We start from the raw sequence: 26,297 nt of genomic DNA, 5'->3' as shown, positions 1-26,297 counted from the left end.
ATGCTTACCACAATGTAAACGTCCACGTTTACGATGTAATAATATTCATATGATAAAGTGGTTTCGTTTGATGAAATTTCGTTTGTTGGATTAGAACAGAAAGGGATGATAGAGATGAAAGCAACTTCTTCTATATACAGGTGCGTTTATCGATCAGCCGAATATAGATCGGGCAGTGAAGCGACTACGACTGCAAATGAGCCAGAGCAGCATTTTTCATTACGATTGATGGCTACCACCGATCTGCATGTGAGCCTGACGGGATACGATTATTATCGTGATCACAATACGAACCATATGGGTCTTTCGCGAACAGCTGCCCTGATTGAGCAGGCTCGCAGTGAAGTTACCAATCATATGCTGTTTGATAACGGCGATATTTTACAGGGGAATCCGTTAGGCGATTATGCCGCTGAACAGCGCTACTGGCAAAAGGAGCAGATGGGAGCAGGTGTACATCCGCTGATCCAGCTGATGAATAAGCTGGATTATGATGCAGCAACGCTCGGTAATCATGAGTTCAATTATGGACTGGATTATCTGGAGCAATGTATAACCGGGGCTGACTTTCCGTATACGAACGCCAATGTATATGAAGTGAAGGGAAAGCAGCGCCGTCCGCTTCTATCACCGTATATATTGCTTCATCGTAAGCTATACGCTGAGGATGGAGCGGAAGCCGAGCTATGTGTCGGTGTGGTCGGAGTCGTCCCTCCGCAAATTATGAACTGGGATCGTAAACATCTGGAAGGCAAAGTTGAAGCGATGGAGATGGTCGAAGCGGCGAAAGAGGCGATAGCAGCAGCACGCCAGGCAGGTGCAGAACTTATCGTATTACTGGCGCATTGCGGTTATGCTGAGGAAGATACACCAACGATTAGCGAAAATGCAGTGTTGCCGCTAAGTCGGCTGGATGGTGTGAATGCGTTATTTTTTGGTCATGCGCATAAGCTATTTCCAAGCGAGGAATTTGCTGGACGACCAGGTGTGAATTTAGAACAGGGAACGATTCATGATGTGCCTGCGGCGGAGCCTGGTGTATGGGGAAGCCATCTGGGACTGATCGATCTGGAATTGCAGCTGACAGCAGGGAGATGGTCGGTTGTAGCAGGACGTGGTAGGGTACGCCCTATAGTTGATCCGGTATCCAATCGTGCACTTGTTGAGCCAATTCCAGAGCTAGAGCAGGCTGCTGCCGATGCTCATAATAGAACGCTTCAATATATCCACACTCCGGTAGGACAGCTCGATGTACCGCTACATAGCTACTTTTCGCTTGTCACGGATACTGCGGTTGTACAGCTCATTAATGAAGCACAACGCCATGCAGGGCTTCGTTTGCTGGAGCAGACGCCATATTCGTCATTGCCACTGCTGTCTGCTGCCGCTCCGTTTAAAACAGGTGGGCGTTACGGGCCGCTGCATTACACAGCAATTGCGCCAGGTGGTCTTACGTTACAGCATATGTCGGACATTTATAGCTATGCCAATACATTTTGTATCGTTAGGTTATACGGGCATGAAGTGCGTGAATGGCTGGAGTGGTCGGCAGGTTTGTACAACACGCTATCACCCGATGATGAGCAGCAAATGCTACTGGACCCGGCATTTTCACCATTTAATTTCGATGTGATTGATGGTCTGTCCTATCGAATGAATGTAGGCGTACCGCCGCGTTATAGTGCAGAAGGCGAGCTTATTCATGCCGACAGTCACCGTATTATCGAGTTGACGTACAATGGTGAACCGGTCACCGCAGCGATGGAGTTTGCGGTAGCGACGAATCAATATCGAGCATTTTCCACACCGCTTGCGAATCCAGATGGACAGCGTGTTATTGTAGATGCAGCAATTGAAAATCGGGAAGTATTAATTGAATATGTTCGTCAGCAGGGACATATTCAGCCTGTCGCCGATCATAACTGGTCACTTTGCTATGATCCAAAGTTTATAGGTACGACAGGTATAGATACAGACAGAACAGATGAAAGAGCTGTTCATTGTACCCATCTGCCTGATTCTGCCTCGCGACCTGGAACGGAATCCGGGCAATCTGGAGCAAAAACCACACAATCAGGAGTAGAAACCGTGCAGAAAGTAGAAGGATCGGTTGCACAGCAGCATGTGTACAGCGCTGTAGAACGGTATCCAGCGCCTACCAGTATGACCATTCATGCACTATTTCAGTCCTCACCAGACGCGCAAATATGGCTGGATGAGCATCCGCAGTTTTCTTTTGTACAGCTGGATACCGATGGGTTTGCAACGTATCGCATACGTATACAAGCATAAGCATAAACAAAGTAAGCATAATGAGCATGATCGCGTCAGGCAAAGCAATCAAAAGGCATGCCTATGTCACATACGGACGAGCAAAGCAATCAAAAGGCATGTCTATGTCACATACGGACGAGCAAAACAATCAAAAGGCATGCCTATGTCACATGCGAACAAGCAAAACAATAAAGAACGTCCACCACCACGCACCACACCTATATACGAACACAAGGACAGCTTCGATCATTGGAGCTGTCCTTTGTTATAAACGCAAAATACAATGTGGCACCTAAGAAGATAAGCTTTGCAGATCGTATCTGCTCTATATTAAAATTGAGACAGGAGGTGAGGAGATGGGAATAGAGTCCAATGTGCTTGAAAGTGCGATTCGTCAGTTTACACATTATAAGGAATTAGGCGAGAAAGCGATGCGACAGCTAGAGCCAGAACAGCTTTTTGTAGCTCCTAACGATGATAGCAATAGCATCGCTATCATTGTGAAACATTTATGGGGCAATATGCTTTCTCGCTGGACAGAGCTATTTACCAGTGATGGGGAGAAACCGTGGCGGCTGCGAGACGAAGAGTTTGAATGGGCGGACGCAGATGCGGATCAGGTATGGCAGTACTGGGAAGAAGGCTGGCGCTGTCTGCTGGATGCGCTCCAGCAATTACAGCCCCAGCAACTGATGACCATCATCTATATTCGCAATGAAGGTCATACGGTGCTGGAAGCGATTAATCGTCAATTAAGCCATTATCCCTATCATGTAGGCCAGATCGTGTACGCTGCCAAAATGTTAAAATCAACGAGCTGGGACAGCCTGTCTATTCCTCGCCAGCATTCGGCACAGTATAACAGCAACAAGTTTCATCAGCCGCGGCAACGCCGTCATTTTACCGAGGGAATCTAAGTCGATCGCAATCAAGGAGGAGAAGCTATGAACCAACAACAAACGACCTGGGATATCGAACTAACGGATGAAGAACAGCAACGCCTCCGTTTACAATTTGAAAGCCAGCGTGAACTGCAAAAATTCATTCTGACTCTAACGGTAGAACAGCTGCTGGATGCGTATATTTATGATCCAGAGCAGCGTCGTATGGCAGGTAAGTTGTATGTGTATCATGTTTTTGAGTGATTTTGAGTAAGTCGTAGGTTGCAGCTGGAACCACAAAACGATACGATATCGCACCGAATCAACTGGATACATTGTCCGTCAGATCAACAAAATGTGTATCCATATGTATATCCAAGACAATTATAGGCGTTATAAAATTATACTTTTCGTAGCCTCAAAACTCTGTGTTCTTATCGAATGCAGAGTTTTTGCTATGGAATCCCCATAACCCAATCGCAGTCATAACATTCGCTGGAAAAGCACAACTTTTACCCGATCATAACGTACACATGTACAACTGGAACAACCAAACGATACGATATCGCACCGAATCAGGAGGACATCAACGACATGACATTCCGAAGCATCACAGCTAAGCTCGCATTTATAGTCAAACTAACAACCGTGACCGCGCTCACCCTTTCACTTGGCATCGCTCCTTGTACAGCGCCACACGTACAGGCGGCAACGACTGAGAAACCGGCTGTCATTACGATTGCCGGTAAGGAAGTGAACTGGTCAACGGCTCCTTTCGTCACGAAAGGAACAACGATGATTCCCCTGCGCGAAGCGGCACGCGAGCTTGGTGCGCAGGCGACATGGGATGCGGCTACACGCTCTGTCGTCATGTACAATAATGGCGACCGCATCGCACATATGCCAGGCACCTCCACGATTACACTGGATGGCTTTACCCTGCATATGCCTGAAGCATCGCGCAATGTAAACGGAACGATGATGGTACCCGCCCGTTTTCTGGCGGATGCTTTTAAAGCAGCACTTACACTACGTTCAACCCGCCAGCAAGCGACGATTAATTTGACACCGGATGCATCGACCGTCCTATCAACCGCTGCGGAGAGTATCGATGCCTATTTACAAAAACAAGGGTACTCTGGTCTTGCACTTGTGGAATCGAAAGGGGAAATCGTCCTGAAAAAGGGCTACGGCTTATCTGGAGCAAGTAAAGTAACCGATCCGAATGGCATGTCACGTATCGCCTCGCTAAGCAAATCATTTACAGCTGCTGCGGTGATGAAGCTGGTTGAAGATGGAAAAGTGAGCCTGGATGATCAACTCACCCGATACATTCCCGATTTCCCGCGTGGTGATGAAATTACCGTGCATATGCTACTGTCTCACACTGCCGGCTTTAATTCTAATTTTACACGCGGTGAAGGCACGACACTGGAAGATACCGTTAACGAAATCAAGACCAAGTCATTACGGTTTGAACCGGGGACAACGTTTAACTACAGTAATCAGGGCTATGTACTGCTCGCTTATATTGTGCAGCTTGTATCTGGCGAGACATACGGTCAGTATATCCAGCATACCTTTCTTGAGCCGCTACAGATGAACCATACCGGCGAAGCAACGCCAGCGAACCCAACGATTGCTGGCTATGTCAAAGACAAAGTAACAGGCGATTGGATCGAAGGCGATTACTATTGGTCTCAATCCGGCACCGGCACTTTTTATTCCAGCCTGGACGATATGATGAAGTGGTACAAGGCTTTTGCTAACTATACAATCTTAAGCCAGGCCAGCGTTGACCGCATGTTCACACCGTATTCCAACTTGAAGCCCTACGGCTATGCGTTCCTGATCAAAAATATAGACGGCAAACGAACGATCTACCACAACGGCAGCGGCACCGGTTACTCTACTGGCTTCACCTACAATCTGGACAATGATGTTATGGTCATTCTGCTTGGCAACCATTACGGCATGGATATTGCGACCATGTTAACTCAAACCCAGACACTGGCGAATCATGCACTGGTGAAGTAAAGATATACGGAGAAATCACTTCCTTAGATATGTACGCAAATATAGATTGTGAGACATCCAACATTGTGGAAAGGAATGAGGGACGAACTTCCGTATCGTACAGAAATCTACATAGTATCATTACATTTTAGATTTCTGTACGATACGGGAGTCGGTTCCCTTATTATTTACGTGAGTGGTGCCAGCTAAATCCGATGAACCATGAAACGCACTCTCCTATACATAATCCATCCCTTTTGACATTGCCCAAACACTCTCCCATCATAATAAACAATGAACTATAACACCCTCAACATTACAACACGTCTGCTTCCAAAACATCATAAGCAACCTAAGTAAGCCAAAGGAGGAATTACCCATGAATAATTCCATCATTAACTATGCACACCGAGGCGCATCAGGTCATTGTCCCGAAAATACAATGGTCGCCTTTCGCCGCGGCTTGGAATTAGGAGCGACTGGCATTGAAACCGACGTGCAAATGAGCAAAGATGGCACACTGGTCCTAATTCATGATGAAAGTGTACACCGTACAACCGGACAGCACGGAGAGATTAGCCAGCTTCATATCGATGAGATTCGTCGTCTGGATGCAGGTAGCTGGTATAGTCATGAATTTGCTGGTGAGCGGATTCCTACACTGGATGAGCTACTGGATTGGGCAGCAGACAAAGAGTTAACGTTGAATTTGGAACTCAAAAACAATATCGAACCGTATACAGGGATGGAAGAAAAGGTTATCGGCGCTGTGCGCGCACGTGGTTTGGAAGAACGTACGATCATTTCGAGCTTTAACCACTATTCCCTACTGACCTGCAAACGGATTGCCCCTGAAGTGCGTACAGGTATTTTATATGTGGAAAATTTAGTTGATCCGTGGAATTATGCACGTAATATAGGTGCGGAAGCACTGCATCCGTACCATTTGACGATGGAGTCATTTATCGTGCAGCATGCGAATGCCGCTGGTATGATTAGCAATCCATTTACGATCAATGATCCTGAGCGGATGCAGCAGCTAATCGATATGGGTTGCGCAGGCATTATTACAGATTACCCGGATCGCTTACATGAGATTTTGCATAGTAAGGCTGAACGGATAAGTAATCCATTATAATGATGAATTTATGATAAAGTTGTAATAATAAACGATTTGTCTATTCAATAGGCGGGCACCGTGTACGTTATATACAGTATGCGGTGCTCTTTGTGTTGTATGAAGCTGTGTTTTTGGTTATTTTGTGGTATGTTTAAATTCTGCCCCTGCTGATTGCTGACATTGGATAGCAGAGGTTAAACCACACTAGATGCCACGGAAACAACGGATAATAATGACCAAACTGAAACTTTCCAAGCGTAACAGAAATGGTTACAATAATGGATATCCATGATCCTGGCGCCGCATGGGAGATAAGCGATGAAAAAATTACGGATTGGACGCTACTTGAAGCTTAACACCATTCGGCTGCTTCGATTGCGGAAAGGCGCGCATCAGGTCGCAATCGGATTTGCAGTAGGACTTATTCCAAGCTGGTATCCACTAATTGGAGTAGGTCCGCTATTGTCACTTGGACTGAATCGTTTATTTAAAGGTGCATTACCGGCAGCCATCTTTGCGGCTTCGCTAGATTCATTTGTTTGGCCGCTCACCTTTTTTCTCAATTATCATACAGGTCATCTGCTCATTAGTTTGTTTCATTCGGCACGCTGGCCGTCTCGAATGCTTCATATTAAAATGCCAGATTGGCCGGAAGATTATATGCAGCCATTACATGCATCGCATCACTTGCGAGATGCAGGCTTGTACTTTGCAACCGGGGCGGCTGTGAACAGTATGGTGTTTGCCGTTTTCATTTATGTGGTCATTAAATGGGTGATGCTTAAATACCGTAAGCCGCTGCTTCAGTTGATACGCGGTAAAAAATAATTCTTCCTGCAACCAGTCAGCCAAACAAGGGTATTAATGTATATTGCTATTTCTTTCAATACGACTTCCATCTTCCGTAGAGGAGATTCGTACAAGAGAAATGCAGTCTATAAACTGCTGCGATAACGATGCATTCAGTTATAGACTGTCGACACAGCTCATAATCAACTACTCGGTTCTAAAGGAGGAACACCCGTGAACTTCGGAGCCCGCATGCTGAAGACCGGTATCGCGGTCACGCTTGCCCTATATGTAAGCTCCTGGCTCGATTTAAAACCACCTGTCATTGCGGCGATTGCTGCCATTTTCGCCATGCAACCTTCGATCTATCGCTCGTTTCGCTATTTTTTAGATCAGATTCAAACGAACACACTTGGCGCTATACTGGCGTTACTAGGTGGGATGGTCTTTTCCAACGATCCGATTGCCGTCGGCTTGATGTGTATCGTTGTTATTATGATCTGTTTGCGCTTGAATATGGGCGATACGATCGGTTTGACGCTTGTAACTGTTATTTCCGTTATGGAAGTATCGGGTATAGGCCAATGGCAATTTGCACTGAACCGATTTACGCTTAGTATTATCGGGATTGTATCTGCGTTTTTAATTAACGTGCTGGTCGCGCCGCCCAAGCCATTGGAGCAATTTAAAGGACAGATTGAAGGTACGTTTGCGAAAATGTCGTTGCTGCTGCGTACAGCGGTATCGGACGAAATCAAGGAAGCGGTATTTCGTGATGAAAAACGTTCGCTGGACGGCTCGATTCAATCATTGTCTGATAAATACAATCTGATGGAAGAAGAGCTTGGTAAGTTGAATCGTCCATCGATGACGACCCAGCGCCATCTGGTAGTGAATAAGCAGATGGTTACCACATTGCGTAAAGGAATGGACGTGCTGACGGCAATTGAGCAGCATTATTTTCAGGCGGAGCGAAGTCCGGAGATCGATGAATACTTCGATTCTCATCTGGAAAAGCTGATCAAATTCCATGAGCACATCCTGCTCAAATCCGACAACAAAATTAAGCAAAATGGTAGTGAGGCAACAGAAGTTGATGCTGCCAATGATAAATTTCTGGATACGATGATTGAGCGTTATCAGCAAAACTTTGGCGGTGTGCTGCGGTTGTCGATCGTAGCGGCGGTCATGTATGATTATGGTTACCAGCTGGAGCGACTGAATCGACTGGTCGACCATGTGAATGGCTCGTCCGGGCGTGATAAGGATCATGCCAAAGATGATTCCGGTCAGGAGCTTCACGATGAACTGCAATCCGATGCGGAAGCGCGATCCAAGCGTTCCAGACGGAATTTCCCAACCTGGCCCTGGAAGTGATATCCCGGGCCAGGCTCATCTACAATTTTACATGTACAACTAAAATTACGTATTCGGTTTAAAGGAGATCGACGGGAATGATCAATGGGATCCCATACGAATTGGAAAAGTCTATCGGTTACAAACTCACAATTGCTTCACGTCTTGCAAGTAATCGTCTCAATCAGCAGTTCCGCGATGCCGGTTATCCAGTCACTTATGAGCAATGGATACTCGTTTCGTATTTATGGAAACGCGACGGACAGACGCAAAACCGTCTCGCTCGTCTATCGCGTAAGGATCAGCCGAGTGTGTCCAGGCTGATTGACAATATGATTCGACGGGGAATGGTCATTCGCGTACCGCATCCAGACGATCGCCGTACAAATTTAATTTATCTGACCGACTACTGTCGCAGCATTCTGGATGATCTGGCAGCTAAAGCGTATCAGACGATCGAAGAAATTTTTAAAGGCTTTAGCTCGGAAGAACGCGAATTTACAGTGAAAATGATTGATCGTATTATTAAAAATATGGATTGAATTCCTGCCCTTACCGTTATCTTTTTGTCATTATGGTTAAAATGATCATAGTGGCCAATGAGAAAACAACAGGAGGGACAAGCGATGATATCAACTGAGGAAAGACAACGCTGCATCGAAGCTTGTATGGAATGTGTAGAGGCATGTAACAACTGCTATGTATCATGTCTAGGTGAGGAGCATATCGACATGATGCGTGAGTGCATCCGCCTCGACCGTGAATGCGCAGACATATGCCAGTTTGCGATCAAAGCGATGAGTTCGAATAGTCCGTATATGCAACAAATTTGCGAGCTATGCGCACAAATCTGCGAAGATTGTGCTCAGGAGTGCGGAAAACATCAGCACGACCACTGTCAACGTTGTGCCGAAGCATGCCGTCACTGCGCAGAAGCATGTCGTAGCATGGCTGCCTAACTATAGCATAAATAATTTCAACTTTATGCATCTGTGCCTGCGCCAAGTTTCGTAAAACTATAATAATGCACAACTCGCTTCCGGTATAGGATAGCTATAGGATATTCTTTATGTAAGGTATCGATTCCATAGCGGTACATTTTGTAAAGGTATCCTATCGAATTATACGTTACAACTGAAGTGGTATAAAAGCGCAATAAGCAAGTCGAATAGTACCAATAAGGAGCCAGCGATCAGATGAAGAAGTCTGATTATTGGCTCCTTATTGTATTTAGATAATGGATCTAATCGCGGCAATAATTGCTCATTTAGCGTTTATTGGATATGTACAGCCTGGTCAGTATGACTCCATTTATTTATAGAATGGTTTGTGCAAATGTGTATGTTAACGAAAAAAAGACATCAATGTATGCCTATATTGAAGCCTCATTTAATTCAATTGAATCTGCTGTGTTGAATTTTAAAAAGCGACGGTTTAAGATCGCCCTATATTATGCACTAAATTATTACGAATAAACGAAATGATAACATAATGATGCAGCGCGCGCCCAAACTCATTTAACCCATTAACCAGGTATACACTCATATATCCAGGCAAACCTCAACATAGAACTTACACCAAGCCCCCGTGCAAAACGATGTATAATAGAGTATAGTAGAATATGATGTTGACGGAAAAGGAGATTACTTATGATAGCCAAAACAGAGCAAGACATTGAAGGATTAAAGAAAATTGGTAAAGTTGTCGCGATTATTCGTGACGAACTCAAAAATATGGCACAGCCTGGCGTACGTACGATTGATCTGGACCGTCGGGCCGGTGAATTGTTTGAACAGTACGGTGCAATTTCTGCACCGAAGTCAACGTATGACTTCCCAGGATACACCTGCATTAGCATCAATGAGGAAGTGGCACATGGCATTCCCGGCGATCGCGTGATTCAGGAAGGCGATCTGGTGAATGTAGACGTATCGGCTTCACTCGATGGTTATTTTGCCGACACCGGTGTATCCTTTGTAGCTGGTAAAGGTAATCCGAAGCTGGAAGCGCTCTGCGACGCATCAATTCAAGCTTTTGATGCAGCGATGAAAAAGATCAAAGCCGGCTCCAAACGCAGCAATGCAGGTAAAGCAAGTCATAATACCGCACGCAAGCTCGGATTTACCGTCATTACGAACCTAACGGGTCACGGTATCGGTAAATCACTGCATGATGATCCAGAATATATTTTAAGCTATTACGATCCAACCGATAACGATCTGTGGAAAGAAGGCAGTGTGATCGCCTTTGAACCGTTCGTTTCGACGAAAGCTGAAGAAGTGTATGAATCCGGTGATGGCTGGACGCTGAAAACGGATGATGGTAGCTATGTTGCACAGTACGAACATACGCTGATCATTACGAAGGGCGAGCCGATTATTTTGACTCGATAAGACCGAAAAAGCCGCATGACAGAAGTGAATCTCCGTCGTGCGGCTTTGCTATTTGCAAATATGAAAAAAAAGTCGTAAAATAAAAAATGCTCTGCCAAAAAGCAGAACAGACAAATGTATTTATATACTCATGAATAATAACATACATTATAGATGATTGTCAATAGATAATTTCGAAGGGGTGATGGCAGTATGGCAACGGAAGAACAGGATTGGAAGACGGAGCAGCAGCGTGTAGACGACGTAACTGCCAAAATTAATCGCAAAATGTCTGTATTGGAACAGCAGGTCGGTGAAAGCCGCGGCGATGTAGTGGGAATGCGGAAGGACTTCTGGGACGAGGTTTCGATCAACTTTAGTGAGCAGGATGATGTAGGCGAGACTTCCACCAGCTTGCGTCAGCAATCTCAAGTATTGTCTGAGCTGGAGCTGAGTCACCGTCGTTCCAGTCTTACGCTGGATAAGCTGCGTCGACTGTCCAGCTCTCCTTATTTTGGACGGATTGATTTTAGAGAGCAGGGACAGGAGCAAACAGAGCGCATTTATCTAGGGATTGGCTCTTTTTTGGACGATAACGAAGAGGACTTCTTAATATATGATTGGCGTGCACCTGTATCCAGCTTATATTACGATGGTGCGCCAGGACATGCATCGTATCGTACACCGGTAGGCAGCATTGAAGGTGAGATGGAATTAAAGCGGCAATTTGTCATTCGTGATGCCGAGATTAAAGTGCTGTTCGATACAGGCGTGACGATCGGCGATGAATTGTTACAGCAAGTGCTGAGCCATAGTGCCGACAACCAGATGAAAAATATCGTCGCGACCATTCAAAAGGAACAAAATAGTGTCATTCGCAATGATAAAAGCCGCATGCTGATCGTACAGGGCGCTGCCGGCAGTGGTAAAACATCTGCCGCACTGCAACGTGTTGCCTATTTACTGTATCGCTATCGGGATAGTTTGCGTGCCGATCAGATGGTGTTATTTTCACCAAACTCGATGTTTAACAGCTATGTGTCAACGGTGTTGCCAGAACTCGGTGAAGAGAATATGCAGCAAACGACCTTTCAGGCTTATTTGGAAATTCGCATCGGCCGCGAATTCGATCTGGAAGATGTATTTTCGCAAATGGAGTATTTACTCGCCTGGTCAGACGATGATGGACATCCAGCACGTGTGAAAGGCATTCGCTACAAATCGTCGCTGAATTACTTCCGAGCGATTCGTCGTTATGCTGAATTACTGCTGCATGATGGCATGAAGTTCAGACCGCTTCGTTTTCAAGGACATGAGATCGTATCGACCGCGCAAATGGAGCAAAAGTTCTACAGCTACGATCCTGCTGTGAAACTTGGCAATCGGATTGAGCTACTGCGCGATTGGCTGCTGAAGGAAGTGAATGAATTCGGACGCCGCGAGCGTAAAGAGCCGTGGGTAGAAGAACAGATTCAGATGCTCACCACAGACGACTACCATCGTGCGTATACGATGATGCGCCGCAAGCAGAAAAACAAGACGGTATCGTTCGACGATTTCCAGCTGGAAACCGAAATGGCTGCACGGATGGTCGTGAACAACTGGCTCAAGCCGTTACGTAAATGGGTCAAACGACTGCGGTTTATCGATCTGGGCGGACTGTATCGTCGTCTGTTTGAGGATGAAGCATGGTTCCGGCGTATTCAGGATGGGGAATTGCCGGATGGCTGGGCGGAATTTGCGCCGCAGACCGCTAACCGGATGCGTCAGGGTGAGCTAGGTTATGAGGATGCGACACCGTATTTGTATTTAAAAGAACAGCTGCAAGGTTTCCGCTCCAATACGGCGATCAAGCACATTATCGTCGATGAGGTGCAGGATTATTCGCCATTCCAGCTTGAATTTATGAAGCGTCTATTTCCGCGTGCGCGCATGACCGCACTGGGTGATCTCAATCAGGCGATCTACAGTCATAATTCTGTGTTCGATGAGGAAGAGCCATTGATGGAGCTATACGGACGCGAGCAGACCGAGCTGATCCGTTTAACGCGCAGCTACCGTTCGACGTATGAGATCGTTGATTTTACACGAGCGATGCTACCTGGCGGTGAGCAGATCATTCCATTTAACCGGCGCGGCCATCAGCCTGTCGTCGCGATGTACGATGATCGGGAAGATATGCATCAGGAGATCGTGCGTAATATTCATGAGCTGCAACAGCAAGGTTATCAGTATACTGCGATCATTTGTAAAACCGAGAGCGAATGTACACAAGCCTATGAAGCACTCAAAGACCAGATCACGATGCGTAAAATGACCAAAAACACGCCAGTATTCGAAAAGGGAACGATCATTATCCCCGCTTACCTGGCTAAAGGCGTCGAATTTGACGCGGTGATTTTGTACAATGCCTCCACCGAGCAATACTATCGCGAAGAAGAACGTAAACTATTCTACACTGCTTGCACGCGCGCGATGCATCTGCTGTATGCTTATTCTGTCGGCGAAGTCACACCGTTTATTAGCCATGTCGATCCACAGCTGTATGAACAAAATGACTATCGCGGTTAATAAGATGCGGGCAGAATAAGGTGCAGGCAGAAGAAGATACAGGAAGAGTACAGAACCAATTTTCCGTAAAATCAAAAGTAAAAGTAAATATGTATGCTTTCATGCCGAGTTGAGCTTGTAGCATGAATGATAGAGATCGGACTATACAGGCAGGACTTTTGCACACTGGTGCATAAAGCCCTGCCTATTTTTTCATTATAGTAATCGTATAGGTACGTAATAGTGATTGTATATGTACGTAGATTGCATGGGCACTTCACTGCGAGTAGGAAATAAGGGGAAAGGATGACTTATCATGCTAACGATCTCCTACACAGGAATCTATAGGATCTCCCTCATTATTAGATCCCTGTGAGCTGGGAGTCAGTTCCTTTATTCCTGCTAGCCAGTAGTGCCTGCCATCCCAGCAACAATGAAATATCGACTACAGACCAGTATCCGCCAACAACTCGGTTGTACGCCCCGCATACAACCGGTGCAATTCTTTCCGATACTGTGAAGGCGTACACCCATGATGCTGCTTGAATACCGATATAAAATAGCTCAAGCTATCAAACCCAACCTCCAGCGAAATATCGACGATTTTGCGATCACTGCTTTTCAGCAAGCGGCACGCCTGCTGGGTACGATAGCGATTAATATAATCAATCGGACTTTTCTGTGTCATGCTTTTAAAAAAGCGACAAAAATGCCCTTCGCTCATATTCACCTGCTCTGCCAGTTCACGTAATCGTAGTGGTTGCCCATAATGCTTATGAATATGACGAAGTACCGTTTTCAGACGCTCGATCCGATCATAGGCGATAGCAGGCGCTGGCTCTCGCTGGTGATCCATATGTTCGTACATCATACTGATGATCAGACATAAATATGCTTTCGTAGTCAGCTCATATGCAATCGGTCTACTCAAATTCACCTCCACAATCTGCTGCAACAAGCGCAACACATCCTGCTGCCATATGTCATGACCGCCGATATGCAGTAATGCATGTGTGTCTTGTGACAGCAGCGGGTCCAAATAACTCGCCTGAATCGTATCGTATGAGCTGCTATCCAGCAGCGACATGCCAAACACAATCGCTGCAAAGCTGCACACATGATCCTCAATCTGATACGCCGTATGCATCTCACCACTGTTCACAAAAATCGCTTCTCCTGCTTTCACTTCACAGCTAATCGCGCCTACCTGAAAGAGCGCCTTCCCTTCGGTAACGATAATAAACTCTGGCTCCTCATGCCAGTGACATTCCAAAATAATATCATCATGTAGATTGCCCATCTCATAAATGCTAACCGGATACATCAAACTACCATGAATCCGATCCTCACGCAGTCGATCACGTAATGGTTCAAAACTTTGCATAATATATTTCCCCCTGTTGATCCCATTCGCTTGTATATCAAAATTTTAATACTTTTTGTCAAAATAAAAGAAGAAAAGCGCTTTCTTAATCAATATCATTATACACATAGACGAACCACACAAACAAATTACAGCCCGATATACGGAACGACTTTTCTTTAAACCTCTAATTGAAGGCGAAAACGCCAGTTGAATGTGAGAAGGGATGAAAACGATGAAATTTACCGATGGCTACTGGATGACTCGAAAAGGCTACACGATGCAACACCCGATGGATATTCGCGATATCGTGCGTAAGGGCGATGAAGTGACTCTGTACGCCGCGACCAAGCGTATCGAACGTAAAGGAGATACATTAAACGGCACACTGCTCAAGGCGACACTCAGCTCGCCGATCCCGAATGTGATCAAAGTAACGTTTAATCATCATCGAGGCGGTGTTGTAGGGTCGCCACAGTTTGAGCTGGCATCATTGGATACGGCTATTGAGGTAGAAGATAACGAGCAACACCTCTCTTTCCAAAGCGGTGAATTGAAGGCAACCGTACAAAAAAATAAAGGCTGGAACATTAGCTTTGACTATGGCGATCGTCATCTGACAGGTAGCGTGCATCGCGGTCCCGGCTATATTAACGGCCCGGAAGACAGCGTATTTTTCCGTGAGCAGTTAGAGCTGGGTGTAGGTGAATACATTTATGGACTCGGTGAGCGTTTTACACCATTTGTGAAAAATGGACAGGCGGTAGATATCTGGAACGAGGACGGCGGTACGAGCAGTGAACAGGCGTACAAAAATATTCCATTTTACTTGTCCAGCCGTGGTTATGGTGTGTTCGTTAATCATCCAGAGCGCGTATCGTATGAGATTGCATCTGAAAATGTATCAAAGGTGCAATTTAGCGTCGAAGGCGAGACGCTGGAATACTTTATTATTGGTGGCAGCAATCCGAAAGAAGTGCTGGACAACTATACAACGCTGACAGGCAAACCAGCTCTGCCGCCTGCATGGACATTCGGACTGTGGCTAACTACATCGTTCACGACCGATTATGATGAAGCGACGGTGAATCATTTTGTCGATGGTATGGCAGAGCGTGACTTGCCATTGTCGGTATTTCATTTTGACTGCTTCTGGATGCGTGAATACCAGTGGTGTGATTTTAAATGGGATGAGCGTATGTTCCCAGATCCAGAAGGCATGCTAAAGCGTCTTAAAGACAGAGGCTTGAAAATCTGTGCCTGGATTAATCCGTACATTGCTGAAAAGTCGTACCTGTTTGACGAAGGCATGGAACATGGCTATCTGGTCAAGCGTGCGGATGGCAGTGTATGGCAATGGGATATGTGGCAAGCAGGCATGGCACTGGTCGATTTTACAAATCCGGCAGCAGTAGAGTGGTATCAATCCAAGCTGAAAGTGCTGATCGATCAAGGGGTCGATTCGTTTAAAACTGACTTTGGCGAGCGGATTCCGACAGATGTGGTGTATTATGATGGCTCTGATCCGGTTAAAATGCATAATTACTATACATTCCTGTACAACAAAGTCGTCTTTGAACTGCTGGAAGAGCAGCTTGGCGTCAATGAAGCGGCATTGTTCGCACGTTCGGCAACCGTAGGTGGACAGCAATTCCCGGTTCACTGGGGCGGCGATTGCTCATCCACATTTGAATCGATGGCCGAATCGCTGCGTGGCGGTTTATCGCTTGGTGTATCTGGCTTCGGCTTCTGGAGCCATGACATTTCCGGTTTTGAAATGACCGCTGCGCCGTCTGTATACAAACGCTGGGTACAGTTCGGTATGCTGTCGTCTCATAGCCGACTGCATGGTAATGAATCGTACCGTGTACCGTGGCTGTTTGATGAAGAATCGGTGGACGTCCTACGCAAATTTACCAAGCTCAAATGCAAGCTAATGCCGTATCTGTTCGATGCAGCCGTAACAGCGACCCAGCAAGGTGTACCGATGATGCGCCCAATGGTACTCGATTTCCATCACGATCTCGCTACCCATACACTGGATCGTCAATATATGTTCGGAGATTCGTTACTCGTTGCACCGATTTTCAATGAGCATGGCGAAGCATCTTACTATGTGCCAGCAGGCCAATGGACGAATCTGCTCACAGGCGATGTCGTAGAGGGCGGACGCTGGTTTCAGGAAACATACGATTATATGAACTTGCCCCTGCTCGTCAAACCAGGCAGTCTGATCGCTTTCGGTGCAGACGATAGCAAACCGGATTACCATTATGCTGATGGCTTGCAACTGCATCTGTTTGCATTAGCAGACGGCCAAACCGCCAGCGCACAGATCGTCAACATGGATGGCCAATCCGTAGGCAACGTAACCGCAACTCGCACTGGCAACATGATCGAATTCACCACAACCGGCTCCCTCACGAACTGGTCGATCGTGCTGCGCGGCATATCCAACGTAGCCTCCACGACAGGTGGTTCGTCCGCGACGAGTGAAGAGGGCACGATCATCACCGCAGATCAAGGTACAACTACGATTCGTATTGAGCTGTGATTTTAAATAAATATAGCCTCATAAATTGCAGTCGTCATAATAGGTATGAATCTATGAATCTATGAATCTATGAATCTATGAATCTATGAATCTATGAATCTATGAATCTATGAATCTATGAATCTATGAATCTATGAATCTATGAATCTATGAATCTATAAATCTATAAATCTATAAATCTATAAAGTAAATGGACAGCTTACTAAAACTAAATACAACACGAAAAGGCAGCTACTGCTCTATATGCAGGCTGCCTCTTTCGTATTGTATTTACATCGTCCAAAGAATGAAATCGTAAAAAAACTATCATTCTCTTACAAACTGTATAAAAGTTGAAATGAAAGAACGAATGTTCTAAGATAATAACAAACGCTATGCAAAGAAGTGCATATTGATTTTCCCGTTCATTGTTATGACCAACTGACACAAGGAGGCTTCATTATGAAACTGTATTCGATTCATTCGATCCGTACTAACAACTTTAAGGACACTGAAATGCTGGAAAAGATTCAAGACGTATGGCAGCAAGCGTACCGCCATCTGGAGGGCAAGCCTGCCACATTGTACGGCGTGTACCACGATTATGAGAACGATTACAAAGGCGACTACTCGCTAACGACAGCACTGGCTGAAAGCTATGATGGAGCGACAGAACTGGAACTGCCCGTTACTGCTGAATATCGCGTATTTGAAGCGGCAACGAGTGATGCGCAGGGGGTAATCCAGCAATGGAAGCACATCTGGCAACTGGAAGAGCAGGGTGAACTTAGCCGCGCGTATACATTTGACTATGAAAAGTATGAACCGGATGGCCGGATTACGATACATATTGCACTCGCTCCAGAACTAACGAGCGAGCCAAGTACGGACTCCGAGCAACCCGCATCGGTTTAAGCTGTAAGCGTAACGTGTAGATTAATGATTAGCAGAAAGGGTGCCGGTTTGTTTGCATCCCATCAAACGATAGGCACTTCTCTAATTACAAATAAAATACCTTTTATAAATAAAAATATCTTGTTAAACTACGATGTTGTACATGATCTGATCATAGATGTGCAAGCATAATTGACTTGCAGAGTAGAGGAAGCAACATCCAACTGATACAGAACAGCCAGCCTGTATCAAGTATACAGCCCACCAGCAAAACAGAACGCTAATGAAACAGACTACTCACAAAAAAAGCGGTAATCTCATTTGTAGTGAGATCACCGCTTTTTCTTTTATTCGTACATTTGCATAAACAACAATTACATCCATTTTAATCGACTTTAATATGAATCGATGGACTTTGCTGGGCAGGTGTCTTTTTGGCACGTACCATATAGATCGCACCAACTACGATATACACGATAATAAAAATGACCGAATAACGATACATCGATGTATAGCTAGTCGCACTCGCAATGGTACCTAGAATCATCGCACCCAGAGCGACGCCCAGATCAAGCGAGTTGAGGAACATGCCATTTGCCATCCCACGTTGATGCGGATTAACGACCTGAATCATCCATGTTTGCATTGTTGGTTGTAGCGCGCCCCAGCCCAGACCATAGCATAATGCAGCAGCGAGTAAGCCAAGTGTAGAATGCGCTAGAGAGAGCAATAGCAGGCCCGCGATTAACAATAGGGCACCTGGCACCAGCAATGCTTTTGGACCAAAGCGATCGTACAGCTTACCGGAGAAAGGACGAATCAAAATCACCGCCAGTGCATTAAACAGGAAAAAGTAACCCGGATTAGCAATATGCGCTTCACTACCGAACAGCGCGATAAAGCTAACCAATCCACCATAAGTGACAGACATTAGAAAATTAAGTAAGCTCGGTAGCAGCAGCTTGCGTTCAAAGCTTGACGTTTTACGCGATACAGAAGACGATGATGGTAAACCTGTAGCCGACTTAGGCACAATGTTCGTATGTGCTGCCTCGTGATCGGTAACGGTACTCCCTCCATCAGCAGATGGGAGTAAACTCGTTTTTACCACGGATGGATCAGCGGAGACAGTGTTCTGATTGGGTATATTCGAGGTAACAGTTGATTTGGCCCGATGCTTGCCTGATATTAAACTGTACGCAAGTGGGAACAGAATCATAATGAACAGCGAGCCGATAATCACAAGCGGTGTGAATCCGTACTGTTTCTCAATCCACATTCCAATCAGCGGACCCATCGACATCGAAATCGTCGTCGATAATCCAAAGTAACCCATGCCTTCGCCCATTCGATTACGTGGAATAATGTCCGATACCATTGTCGGGAACGTCGTACTGTACATCCCGAAACCAAAACCGAAAATAACACGCATAACGAGCAGCGCAATAATCGAAGCGCTAAAATAATAACCAACCGTTCCAAGCAGTGCTATTGCCAGCCCACCAAACAAAATGAGATTACGTTTACCAAGCTCTAACGCTTTGGCGGAAAATAAGCGCGATACGATAGCCGATAATGCCATCAAACTTGTACACAGACTGACATAAAAGTCACCGGCATTAAAATGCTCCCTCATATAGAGCGGGAGCGAGGACAGAATCATATGCAGATTCAAAAATACGAGCAGATTACATGCGGTCAACACCAGAAATTCTTTCGTCCACAGACGTGCTACCGGGCCTTTTTTAGCTCCAGCGGTCGCCTGTGAGGGGATAGATGTATTCGTTTGTTCCATATTGTAATTCTCCATTTCTTCTAAAATACACGGTTGCTTGAGCTTTTTGCTTCAAGCTTATGCGGCTGCAAACTTAAGATGGTTCTAAACGTGAACGCAGTTCATGCAGTAATTGGCTGAGCTGCTCCATATGCTCCGGTGTGATCAGCTTCGTCATTTCCTCATTATGCTGTGCTTCCAGTGCATGCACTTTTTTCATCAGCTCGCGTCCAGCTTCATTAGGATAGACGAGGAAAGCACGCCGATCATGCCGATCAATTTCTTTTTGAATCAGTCCTTTGCGGTGTAGCACATCCAGAATGCGCGCAGTCGTCGGCTGATCTTTATAAGCATAAGTAGCCAGTTCCTTCTGATTCATACCTTCCTGTGCGCAAACATAATACAGTATGCCCCACTGTTCGGGTGTAATATCATACTCTTTTAATCGGGCAGCAAACATATTACTCACTCTGCGATACGTACTACCTAGCAGAAAACCGATTGAATCCAGCTCTTGCATGGTCATTCATACAGCTCCTTTCCCCACTTAAGCAATAAACTCATCGTCATCCATTACGGTTCGGATAATTAGTTGTTAATGCAATTATAATTAATGCAACTAAAATTTGCAATAAAAAAAGCGGGAATCGTGTAGATTCCCGCGTGGTGTGTGGTTTCATAAATGAAGCGTGATCTCTCATTCCTGATTACGTTCACTTCCTACAAATCGTAAAAAGTAAATCAGGGCAGGTTCATCGGCTTCTTATTTTGTGTTAGCTTCTTCTTTTACTTGTTCTTTTGCTTGTGGAACACTTTCCCAGTCTTTCAGGAAGCGCTCAATACCGCTGTCAGTAAGAGGGTGTTTCCACAGTGTAGGAACGAGTGTACCTGGGATTGTAGCGATGTGCGCGCCAGCCAGAGCTGCTGCTCTTACATGCTCCAGGTTACGGATACTTGCTGCAATGATTTCGGATTTCAGACCGTAAGTGTCAAGGATTTGACGCAGGTCGCGAATCAGTTGCATACCGTCGATACCGATATCATCCAGACGACCTACGAATGGGCTAATAAAAGTAGCGCCAGCTTTAGCAGCCATCAGGCCTTGAGCTGGAGTGAAGATCAGCGTTACGTTTGTTTTGATGCCTTCTTTGGAAAGCTGATTACAAGCGTACAGACCTTCTTCAGTCATTGGCAGCTTGATAACGATGTTTGGAGCCCATTTTGCGATTTCGTGAGCTTCTTTCAGCATTCCTTCAGCGTCAAGGCTAACAACCTCAGCACTTACAGGACCATCGATGATCTCACAAATTTCGTCAATAACATCTTTAAAAACGCGGCCTTCTTTGGCGATCAGGGAAGGGTTTGTTGTTACACCATCCACGATACCGAGACGAGCGATACGTTTGATTTCGTTAAGGTTACCTGTGTCTAAGAAAAATTTCATTGCTCTCTTCCTCCTCAAAATAGATATATATGGTTTTGCCCTAGCATAAGGCAACTTGCCAGCGACAATACACCAGTGCAATCGGGATATGCATATGTGTACATTACCCATTAACACCCATATGTACACCCGATGCCGGATGTTTATTTGTGCGTACAAATTGCTTGACACAAGCTGCGATATTCTGCGAGCAGAATAGGGGCGTGCCGGTAAATCTCACGCTTCAAACCGCAAACGTGAAATTCGCTATATTTAGTTTTTACCACAATTCCAAACAACATACAATGGGGTGAGTCTTGTTTAACCTGCGCTTTACAATGAAGCAAAGATAAACCCAAACCAATATGTTGATTTTTACAAAGTGAGAAAACTAGATATGGTATAAAAATCACGATTATGAATGTCAAAATGAGTCTTTCAAAAAAACTAAAAAATTTTATAGATAACGCTATCCATTTACATCTGATTTATATTTGTTCCACAACAGATGAGCAAGCAGACGCATAGTAAGAAAGATAAAGAAGCAAATTCATATCGCTTACATACTAGAGAGATGATCGAGCTACATCTCCATTCCTTGCATGAAAAATGATCCTTGTACATCGTATTACGAAAAATAAATTTGTATACTATTCAAAATGGGAGTGAATTGGTCGAAATAAATTAAGTAAGTGTATGGATTACGGACGAGCAGAGCGATCGGTTTAGGATACAGTAAGTTTTGCACATCGTCTTCATCATGCATATCCGCCTCATCGGCATAACGATTTGGGATGTCAAACCCATAACGATAGATGCCCTATTATCTGTTAACTAATAGTTTGCAGATAGACAAGGAACAACAAGCTAAAACAACAGGAGTGATATGATAATGACTCAACAAGGTTATGGTAAAAGCGATGCAAAAGCGATTGAAAACGTGAGTATCGTCGATATGGTAATTGAAAGTATGAAGTATTTTGAACATGTCGTTGGAGATGATCTGATGCTAGGCGTAACCGACTTGCATGAGTTCAAATATTACAAGCCAGCAAAGGAACTTGATCTTGGCCTTCGTCCAGGTACACCGATTGCGAAAGATGATCCGAACCTGAACAATGCCTTGAAAAATGGTATTGTCACGGTGAACCGGGTGCCTGCATCTGCTTATGGTTTCGAGCTGGATGCGACATCAGTACCACTGAAAGATAGTCAAGGCAACATCGTAGGCGCGATTGCTTCAGCGTACACATTGCAGCACAATACGTTTATGGCGAACGTGACCATTGACATTGAAAGCATTAGCAAACAGCTTAGCGATATGGTACAACTGCTGGCAGCGCAATCTCAGCAATTGTCGGCGACAGCTAGCCAGATTCAAGCGAACACAGGTAAAGCGGTAGAGAACTCCAAAGAAGTCAATCAGGTAACAGGGTTTATCCGCGAAATCTCGGAACAGACGAATTTGCTTGGTCTGAACGCTGCGATCGAAGCGGCTCGTGTTGGTGAAGCAGGTGCAGGCTTTGGCGTTGTTGCGTCCGAGGTACGTAAGCTGTCCGTCGATACAAAAAATGCAACGCAAAACATCGAAAGCTCACTTGGCAGCGTCCAACAATCGATTTTACAAATGGAGCGAGAAATGTCTGCTGTAGCGGATTCTTCCACAGAGCAAGCCAGACTTGTGAATGAATTTAGCGAGCTGGTAGATAAGCTAAACAGTGTGAGTCATGACTTTAAAAACTTCATGGAAGTATTCCTGAATTCTCGTTTGTAATGGAAATATTTCTGAATCCTCGTCTGTAATCGTAATTAGGTGGCGGTGGAAATGATTTAGAAGTGCTTCATACGATATCAACGACACGAAGCTGAAGATAGGAATGACACGAAGCTAAATAAATAGATAAAGAAACGGTCACCATGGTCGTGATGATGCCGTTATGTTGCGATGATACGGTTATATAAATATACAGGCATAGCAGGCAGCAAGCTTCAAGCGAAGCGAGCAGCTGTCCGCTATGCCTATTTGTGTTTGCTCTATTTGTAATACAGAAACGTGCTGTTTTTGACAGCGGCGCTCGTTTTTTCGATAATAGGTACAGAGATGTTCAGGTAACGATGTGTTGATCATTGTTTATAAAATAAAACGAAAGGAGCGCCCCCTATGAGCAAGATTTTTCATAATGATTGGGCAGGGGTGCTTGAGCCGGAGCTGGAGAAGCCCTATTATCAGGAGCTGCGACGCTTCCTTGCTCAAGAATACCGTTCGACGACGATCTATCCTGATATGTATGATATTTACAATGCGCTTCATTACACGCCATTGTCCGAGGTGAAGGTAGTCATTCTGGGGCAGGACCCTTATCATGGCCCTGGACAGGCGCATGGTCTAAGCTTTTCGGTAAAGCCTGGCGTTGCGATTCCACCATCGTTGCAAAATATTTATGAGGAGCTGCATGCCGATCTTGGTTGTATGGCGCCACGTCATGGTTCGCTTGTGCACTGGGCGCAGCAAGGCGTTTTGCTGCTAAATGCCGTGTTGACTGTACGTCGTGGACAGGCTGCTTCGCATCAAAATAAGGGCTGGGAGGCGTTCACGGATCGTGTAGTGGAAGCGGTCAATCAGCGCGAAACGCCTGCGGTGTTCATTTTGTGGGGCAGTCATGCTCAGCGTAAAGGGGCAAATATTGATCGCAGTCGTCATTTTATTATTCAGTCACCTCATCCAAGTCCGTTGTCCGCTCATCGCGGATTTCTAGGCAGTCGTCCTTTTTCGCGTGCAAATGAATTTTTGCAGCAGCAAGGGATGCAGACGATCGATTGGTGCGTGCCCGCAGAACCCGTGGAAAAGAGCGATTCGCAGCGGTGAGCATTATCGATGTTTGACGCTATACAGACGTGGTGGTGAATGAATGCTTCGGTAATGGTTTCAGTACGAAGTCACGCTGACTCGCTTACATAGGTATCCTGATGAAGTTGCTGTTATATGATTAGGTTGTGCTTTATGTTAATTGTGTTTTATCTTAATGAGGTTTCATCTTAATTATGCTTGATGTTGATTGCGATCGATCTCCGTTATGCTCAAGCTAGTATGTTTAACCTGACAAAAAGAGATAATAATCTTGCGAAAATGGTATATCTCCATGTGCACATGCAATCATCAATCATAATCACGTAGCGTTGCGCTTCATCAAGATCCATCAATTTTAACGGAAACAGGTGGATTTTTACACCATGTAAGCGTTACAATTATAAAGGTTTAACGAAGCCTTGATCCGTGGTACGATAATAGTCGATTCGACCTATAAGGAGGACTTGTTCAGTGGAATACCGTGTAGAGAAAGATACGATTGGTGAAATTCAGGTTCCTGCCGATAAGCTGTGGGGAGCACAAACACAGCGCAGTAAAGAAAACTTCAAAATCGGTGGCGAGAAAATGCCGGTTGAGGTGATCTATGCTTTTGCCATGCTGAAAAAAGCAGCCGCACTAGCGAATGAGCAACTGGGTAAGCTTTCTGCCGATAAAGCAGATGCGATTGTCCAAGCAGCAGACGAAATTATGACAGGACAATGGAATGAGCACTTCCCGCTCGTCGTATGGCAAACAGGAAGCGGAACGCAGTCCAATATGAACGTGAACGAAGTCATCGCTCATCGCGGTAATCAACTGCTGGAGCAAGGCGGCAAAAGCGATCGTCTGCATCCAAATGACGATGTGAATATGTCACAAAGTTCCAACGATACGTTCCCAACTGCACTACATGTAGCCGGTGTACTGGCAGTCGAAAATGAACTGTTGCCTGCGATTACAAAGCTACAGGATACATTGATAAGTAAATCTAAACAATTTATGAATCTGATCAAAATTGGCCGTACACATTTGCAGGATGCCACTCCACTTACACTCGGTCAGGAAATTAGCGGCTGGGAAGCGATGCTGCACAAAACGAGCCGTATGATCCTGCACAGCTCCAGCGAAATGAAAGAGCTGGCCATCGGTGGTACAGCGGTAGGTACAGGTATTAACGCGCATCCGGACTTTGGTCGCCTTGTTGCTGAAAAGATCGCTGATATGACAGGTAAAATGTTCGTATCCGCACCAAACAAATTCCATGCACTCACAAGTCATGACGAAGTGGTGTATGCACACGGCGCTCTGAAGGCGCTGGCAGCCGATCTGATGAAGATTGCCAATGACGTACGCTGGCTAGCAAGTGGCCCTCGTAGCGGTCTGGGCGAGCTTACGATCCCTGCTAATGAACCCGGTAGCTCGATCATGCCAGGTAAGGTAAATCCAACGCAATCCGAAGCGATGACGATGGTTGTGACGCAGGTGATGGGTAATGATGCAACGATTGGTTTTGCAGCGAGTCAGGGTAATTTTGAGCTGAACGTATTCAAGCCAGTTATTATTTACAATTTCCTGCAATCGGTACGTTTGCTGACCGATTCCATCATTTCGTTCAATGATCATTGTGCGGTAGGTATCGAAGCAAATGTGGACAAAATCCAGTTCAATCTGGACAATTCCCTGATGCTCGTTACAGCACTCAATCCGTACATCGGTTATGAAAATGCAGCGAAAATCGCCAAGCATGCACATAAGGAAGGATTGTCCTTACGCGAAGCAACGCTGCAAAGCGGTCTGCTAACCGAGGAGCAATTTGATGAATATGTTGTACCTTCCAAAATGATTCATCCTAAAGCGTAACAGCATAAAAGTATTGAATGATAGATGATAGATGATAGGTGTAAGGTGTAAGAACGCTATCCGTTTAGTACAATAGAGCGGAAGCGTTCAGACTCATCCTCCTATTCGGCAGATGCACAAACGAACAGATAATAAGTACACCAATAGACAGCAGGTACACTAATAACAGGCAAGCTAAACGAGCGTATACATGGCGATCGTGCGGCTTGCCTGTTTATTTTGTTACAAAATAGCTAACGCTGAG

The 26,297-nt window shown here is 45.3% G+C and carries 20 protein-coding genes; 16 read left to right on the top strand and 4 right to left on the bottom strand.

What is annotated here, in order from left to right; genetic code table 11:
• The first annotated feature begins 114 nt into the window (after window positions 1-114).
• The 11 genes from AAHF22_RS01700 (at window position 115) to helD (ending at window position 13,379) form a co-directional block, all read left to right on the top strand.
• Window positions 115-2,292: a bifunctional 2',3'-cyclic-nucleotide 2'-phosphodiesterase/3'-nucleotidase gene (locus tag AAHF22_RS01700; RefSeq protein ID WP_347323236.1), complete on the top strand. Its 2,178-nt coding sequence runs from the start codon at window positions 115-117 to the stop codon at window positions 2,290-2,292.
• A gap of 338 nt (window positions 2,293-2,630) precedes the next feature.
• Entirely contained in the window at window positions 2,631-3,191 is a 561-nt protein-coding gene (locus tag AAHF22_RS01695; protein WP_347323235.1) for a DUF1572 family protein, read from the top strand.
• A 27-nt stretch (window positions 3,192-3,218) separates the two neighbouring features.
• Window positions 3,219-3,419 (top strand): hypothetical protein, encoded by a 201-nt coding sequence (locus AAHF22_RS01690; protein WP_347323234.1) that lies wholly within the window; start codon window positions 3,219-3,221, stop codon window positions 3,417-3,419.
• Window positions 3,420-3,749: 330 nt separating this feature from the next.
• Window positions 3,750-5,192, top strand: coding sequence for a serine hydrolase domain-containing protein (locus AAHF22_RS01685; RefSeq protein ID WP_347323233.1), 1,443 nt, complete (start codon window positions 3,750-3,752; stop codon window positions 5,190-5,192).
• A 358-nt stretch (window positions 5,193-5,550) separates the two neighbouring features.
• On the top strand, window positions 5,551-6,309 hold the full coding sequence (locus AAHF22_RS01680) for a glycerophosphodiester phosphodiesterase (protein WP_347323232.1): 759 nt from the start codon (window positions 5,551-5,553) through the stop codon (window positions 6,307-6,309).
• A 300-nt stretch (window positions 6,310-6,609) separates the two neighbouring features.
• Complete coding sequence (locus AAHF22_RS01675) at window positions 6,610-7,119, top strand: DUF2062 domain-containing protein (protein ID WP_347323231.1); 510 nt, start codon at window positions 6,610-6,612, stop codon at window positions 7,117-7,119.
• Window positions 7,120-7,314: 195 nt separating this feature from the next.
• Window positions 7,315-8,457, top strand: a complete 1,143-nt coding sequence (locus tag AAHF22_RS01670) for an FUSC family protein (RefSeq protein ID WP_347323230.1) — start codon at window positions 7,315-7,317, stop codon at window positions 8,455-8,457.
• 77 nt (window positions 8,458-8,534) lie between these two features.
• The gene (locus AAHF22_RS01665) at window positions 8,535-8,978 is read left to right on the top strand and encodes a MarR family winged helix-turn-helix transcriptional regulator (RefSeq protein ID WP_347323229.1); all 444 of its coding nucleotides are present in this window, start codon (window positions 8,535-8,537) and stop codon (window positions 8,976-8,978) included.
• 84 nt (window positions 8,979-9,062) lie between these two features.
• Complete coding sequence (locus AAHF22_RS01660; protein WP_347323228.1) at window positions 9,063-9,395, top strand: four-helix bundle copper-binding protein; 333 nt, start codon at window positions 9,063-9,065, stop codon at window positions 9,393-9,395.
• A gap of 690 nt (window positions 9,396-10,085) precedes the next feature.
• Window positions 10,086-10,829: a type I methionyl aminopeptidase gene (gene map / locus AAHF22_RS01655; RefSeq protein WP_347323227.1), complete on the top strand. Its 744-nt coding sequence runs from the start codon at window positions 10,086-10,088 to the stop codon at window positions 10,827-10,829.
• Between the two features lie 192 nt (window positions 10,830-11,021).
• The gene (gene helD, locus AAHF22_RS01650; protein ID WP_347323226.1) at window positions 11,022-13,379 is read left to right on the top strand and encodes an RNA polymerase recycling motor HelD; all 2,358 of its coding nucleotides are present in this window, start codon (window positions 11,022-11,024) and stop codon (window positions 13,377-13,379) included.
• Window positions 13,380-13,803: 424 nt separating this feature from the next.
• On the opposite strand, the gene AAHF22_RS01645 is transcribed toward helD, so the two are convergent.
• Window positions 13,804-14,742, bottom strand: a complete 939-nt coding sequence (locus AAHF22_RS01645) for an AraC family transcriptional regulator (protein WP_347323225.1) — start codon at window positions 14,740-14,742, stop codon at window positions 13,804-13,806.
• Between the two features lie 214 nt (window positions 14,743-14,956).
• On the opposite strand from AAHF22_RS01645, the gene yicI reads away from it, so the two are divergent.
• Complete coding sequence (yicI, locus tag AAHF22_RS01640; protein WP_347323224.1) at window positions 14,957-17,275, top strand: alpha-xylosidase; 2,319 nt, start codon at window positions 14,957-14,959, stop codon at window positions 17,273-17,275.
• 441 nt (window positions 17,276-17,716) lie between these two features.
• Window positions 17,717-18,169, top strand: a complete 453-nt coding sequence (locus tag AAHF22_RS01635; RefSeq protein WP_347323223.1) for a GyrI-like domain-containing protein — start codon at window positions 17,717-17,719, stop codon at window positions 18,167-18,169.
• A 364-nt stretch (window positions 18,170-18,533) separates the two neighbouring features.
• On the opposite strand, the gene AAHF22_RS01630 is transcribed toward AAHF22_RS01635, so the two are convergent.
• The 3 genes from AAHF22_RS01630 to fsa all read right to left on the bottom strand — a co-directional run bounded on the left by AAHF22_RS01630 (window position 18,534) and on the right by fsa (window position 21,366).
• The gene (locus AAHF22_RS01630; RefSeq protein WP_347323222.1) at window positions 18,534-19,943 is read right to left on the bottom strand and encodes an MFS transporter; all 1,410 of its coding nucleotides are present in this window, start codon (window positions 19,941-19,943) and stop codon (window positions 18,534-18,536) included.
• A 73-nt stretch (window positions 19,944-20,016) separates the two neighbouring features.
• Complete coding sequence (locus AAHF22_RS01625) at window positions 20,017-20,448, bottom strand: MarR family winged helix-turn-helix transcriptional regulator (RefSeq protein WP_347323221.1); 432 nt, start codon at window positions 20,446-20,448, stop codon at window positions 20,017-20,019.
• Between the two features lie 237 nt (window positions 20,449-20,685).
• Window positions 20,686-21,366, bottom strand: a complete 681-nt coding sequence (fsa, locus tag AAHF22_RS01620; protein WP_347323220.1) for a fructose-6-phosphate aldolase — start codon at window positions 21,364-21,366, stop codon at window positions 20,686-20,688.
• A gap of 871 nt (window positions 21,367-22,237) precedes the next feature.
• Here fsa and AAHF22_RS01615 point away from each other — a divergent pair.
• From AAHF22_RS01615 to fumC, 3 genes are all read left to right on the top strand, one after another.
• Window positions 22,238-23,119, top strand: a complete 882-nt coding sequence (locus tag AAHF22_RS01615) for a methyl-accepting chemotaxis protein (protein ID WP_347323219.1) — start codon at window positions 22,238-22,240, stop codon at window positions 23,117-23,119.
• A gap of 387 nt (window positions 23,120-23,506) precedes the next feature.
• Window positions 23,507-24,211 (top strand): uracil-DNA glycosylase, encoded by a 705-nt coding sequence (locus AAHF22_RS01610; protein WP_347323218.1) that lies wholly within the window; start codon window positions 23,507-23,509, stop codon window positions 24,209-24,211.
• Between the two features lie 453 nt (window positions 24,212-24,664).
• Window positions 24,665-26,053, top strand: coding sequence for a class II fumarate hydratase (gene fumC / locus AAHF22_RS01605; protein WP_347323217.1), 1,389 nt, complete (start codon window positions 24,665-24,667; stop codon window positions 26,051-26,053).
• The last annotated feature ends 244 nt before the right edge of the window (window positions 26,054-26,297 follow it).

The sequence above is a fragment of the Paenibacillus wenxiniae genome, from assembly GCF_039822605.1.
Lineage (GTDB): Bacteria > Bacillota > Bacilli > Paenibacillales > Paenibacillaceae > Saccharibacillus > Saccharibacillus wenxiniae.
Note: the sequence above shows the minus strand (reverse complement) of the source record. Positions and strands in the feature narration are given on the sequence as shown.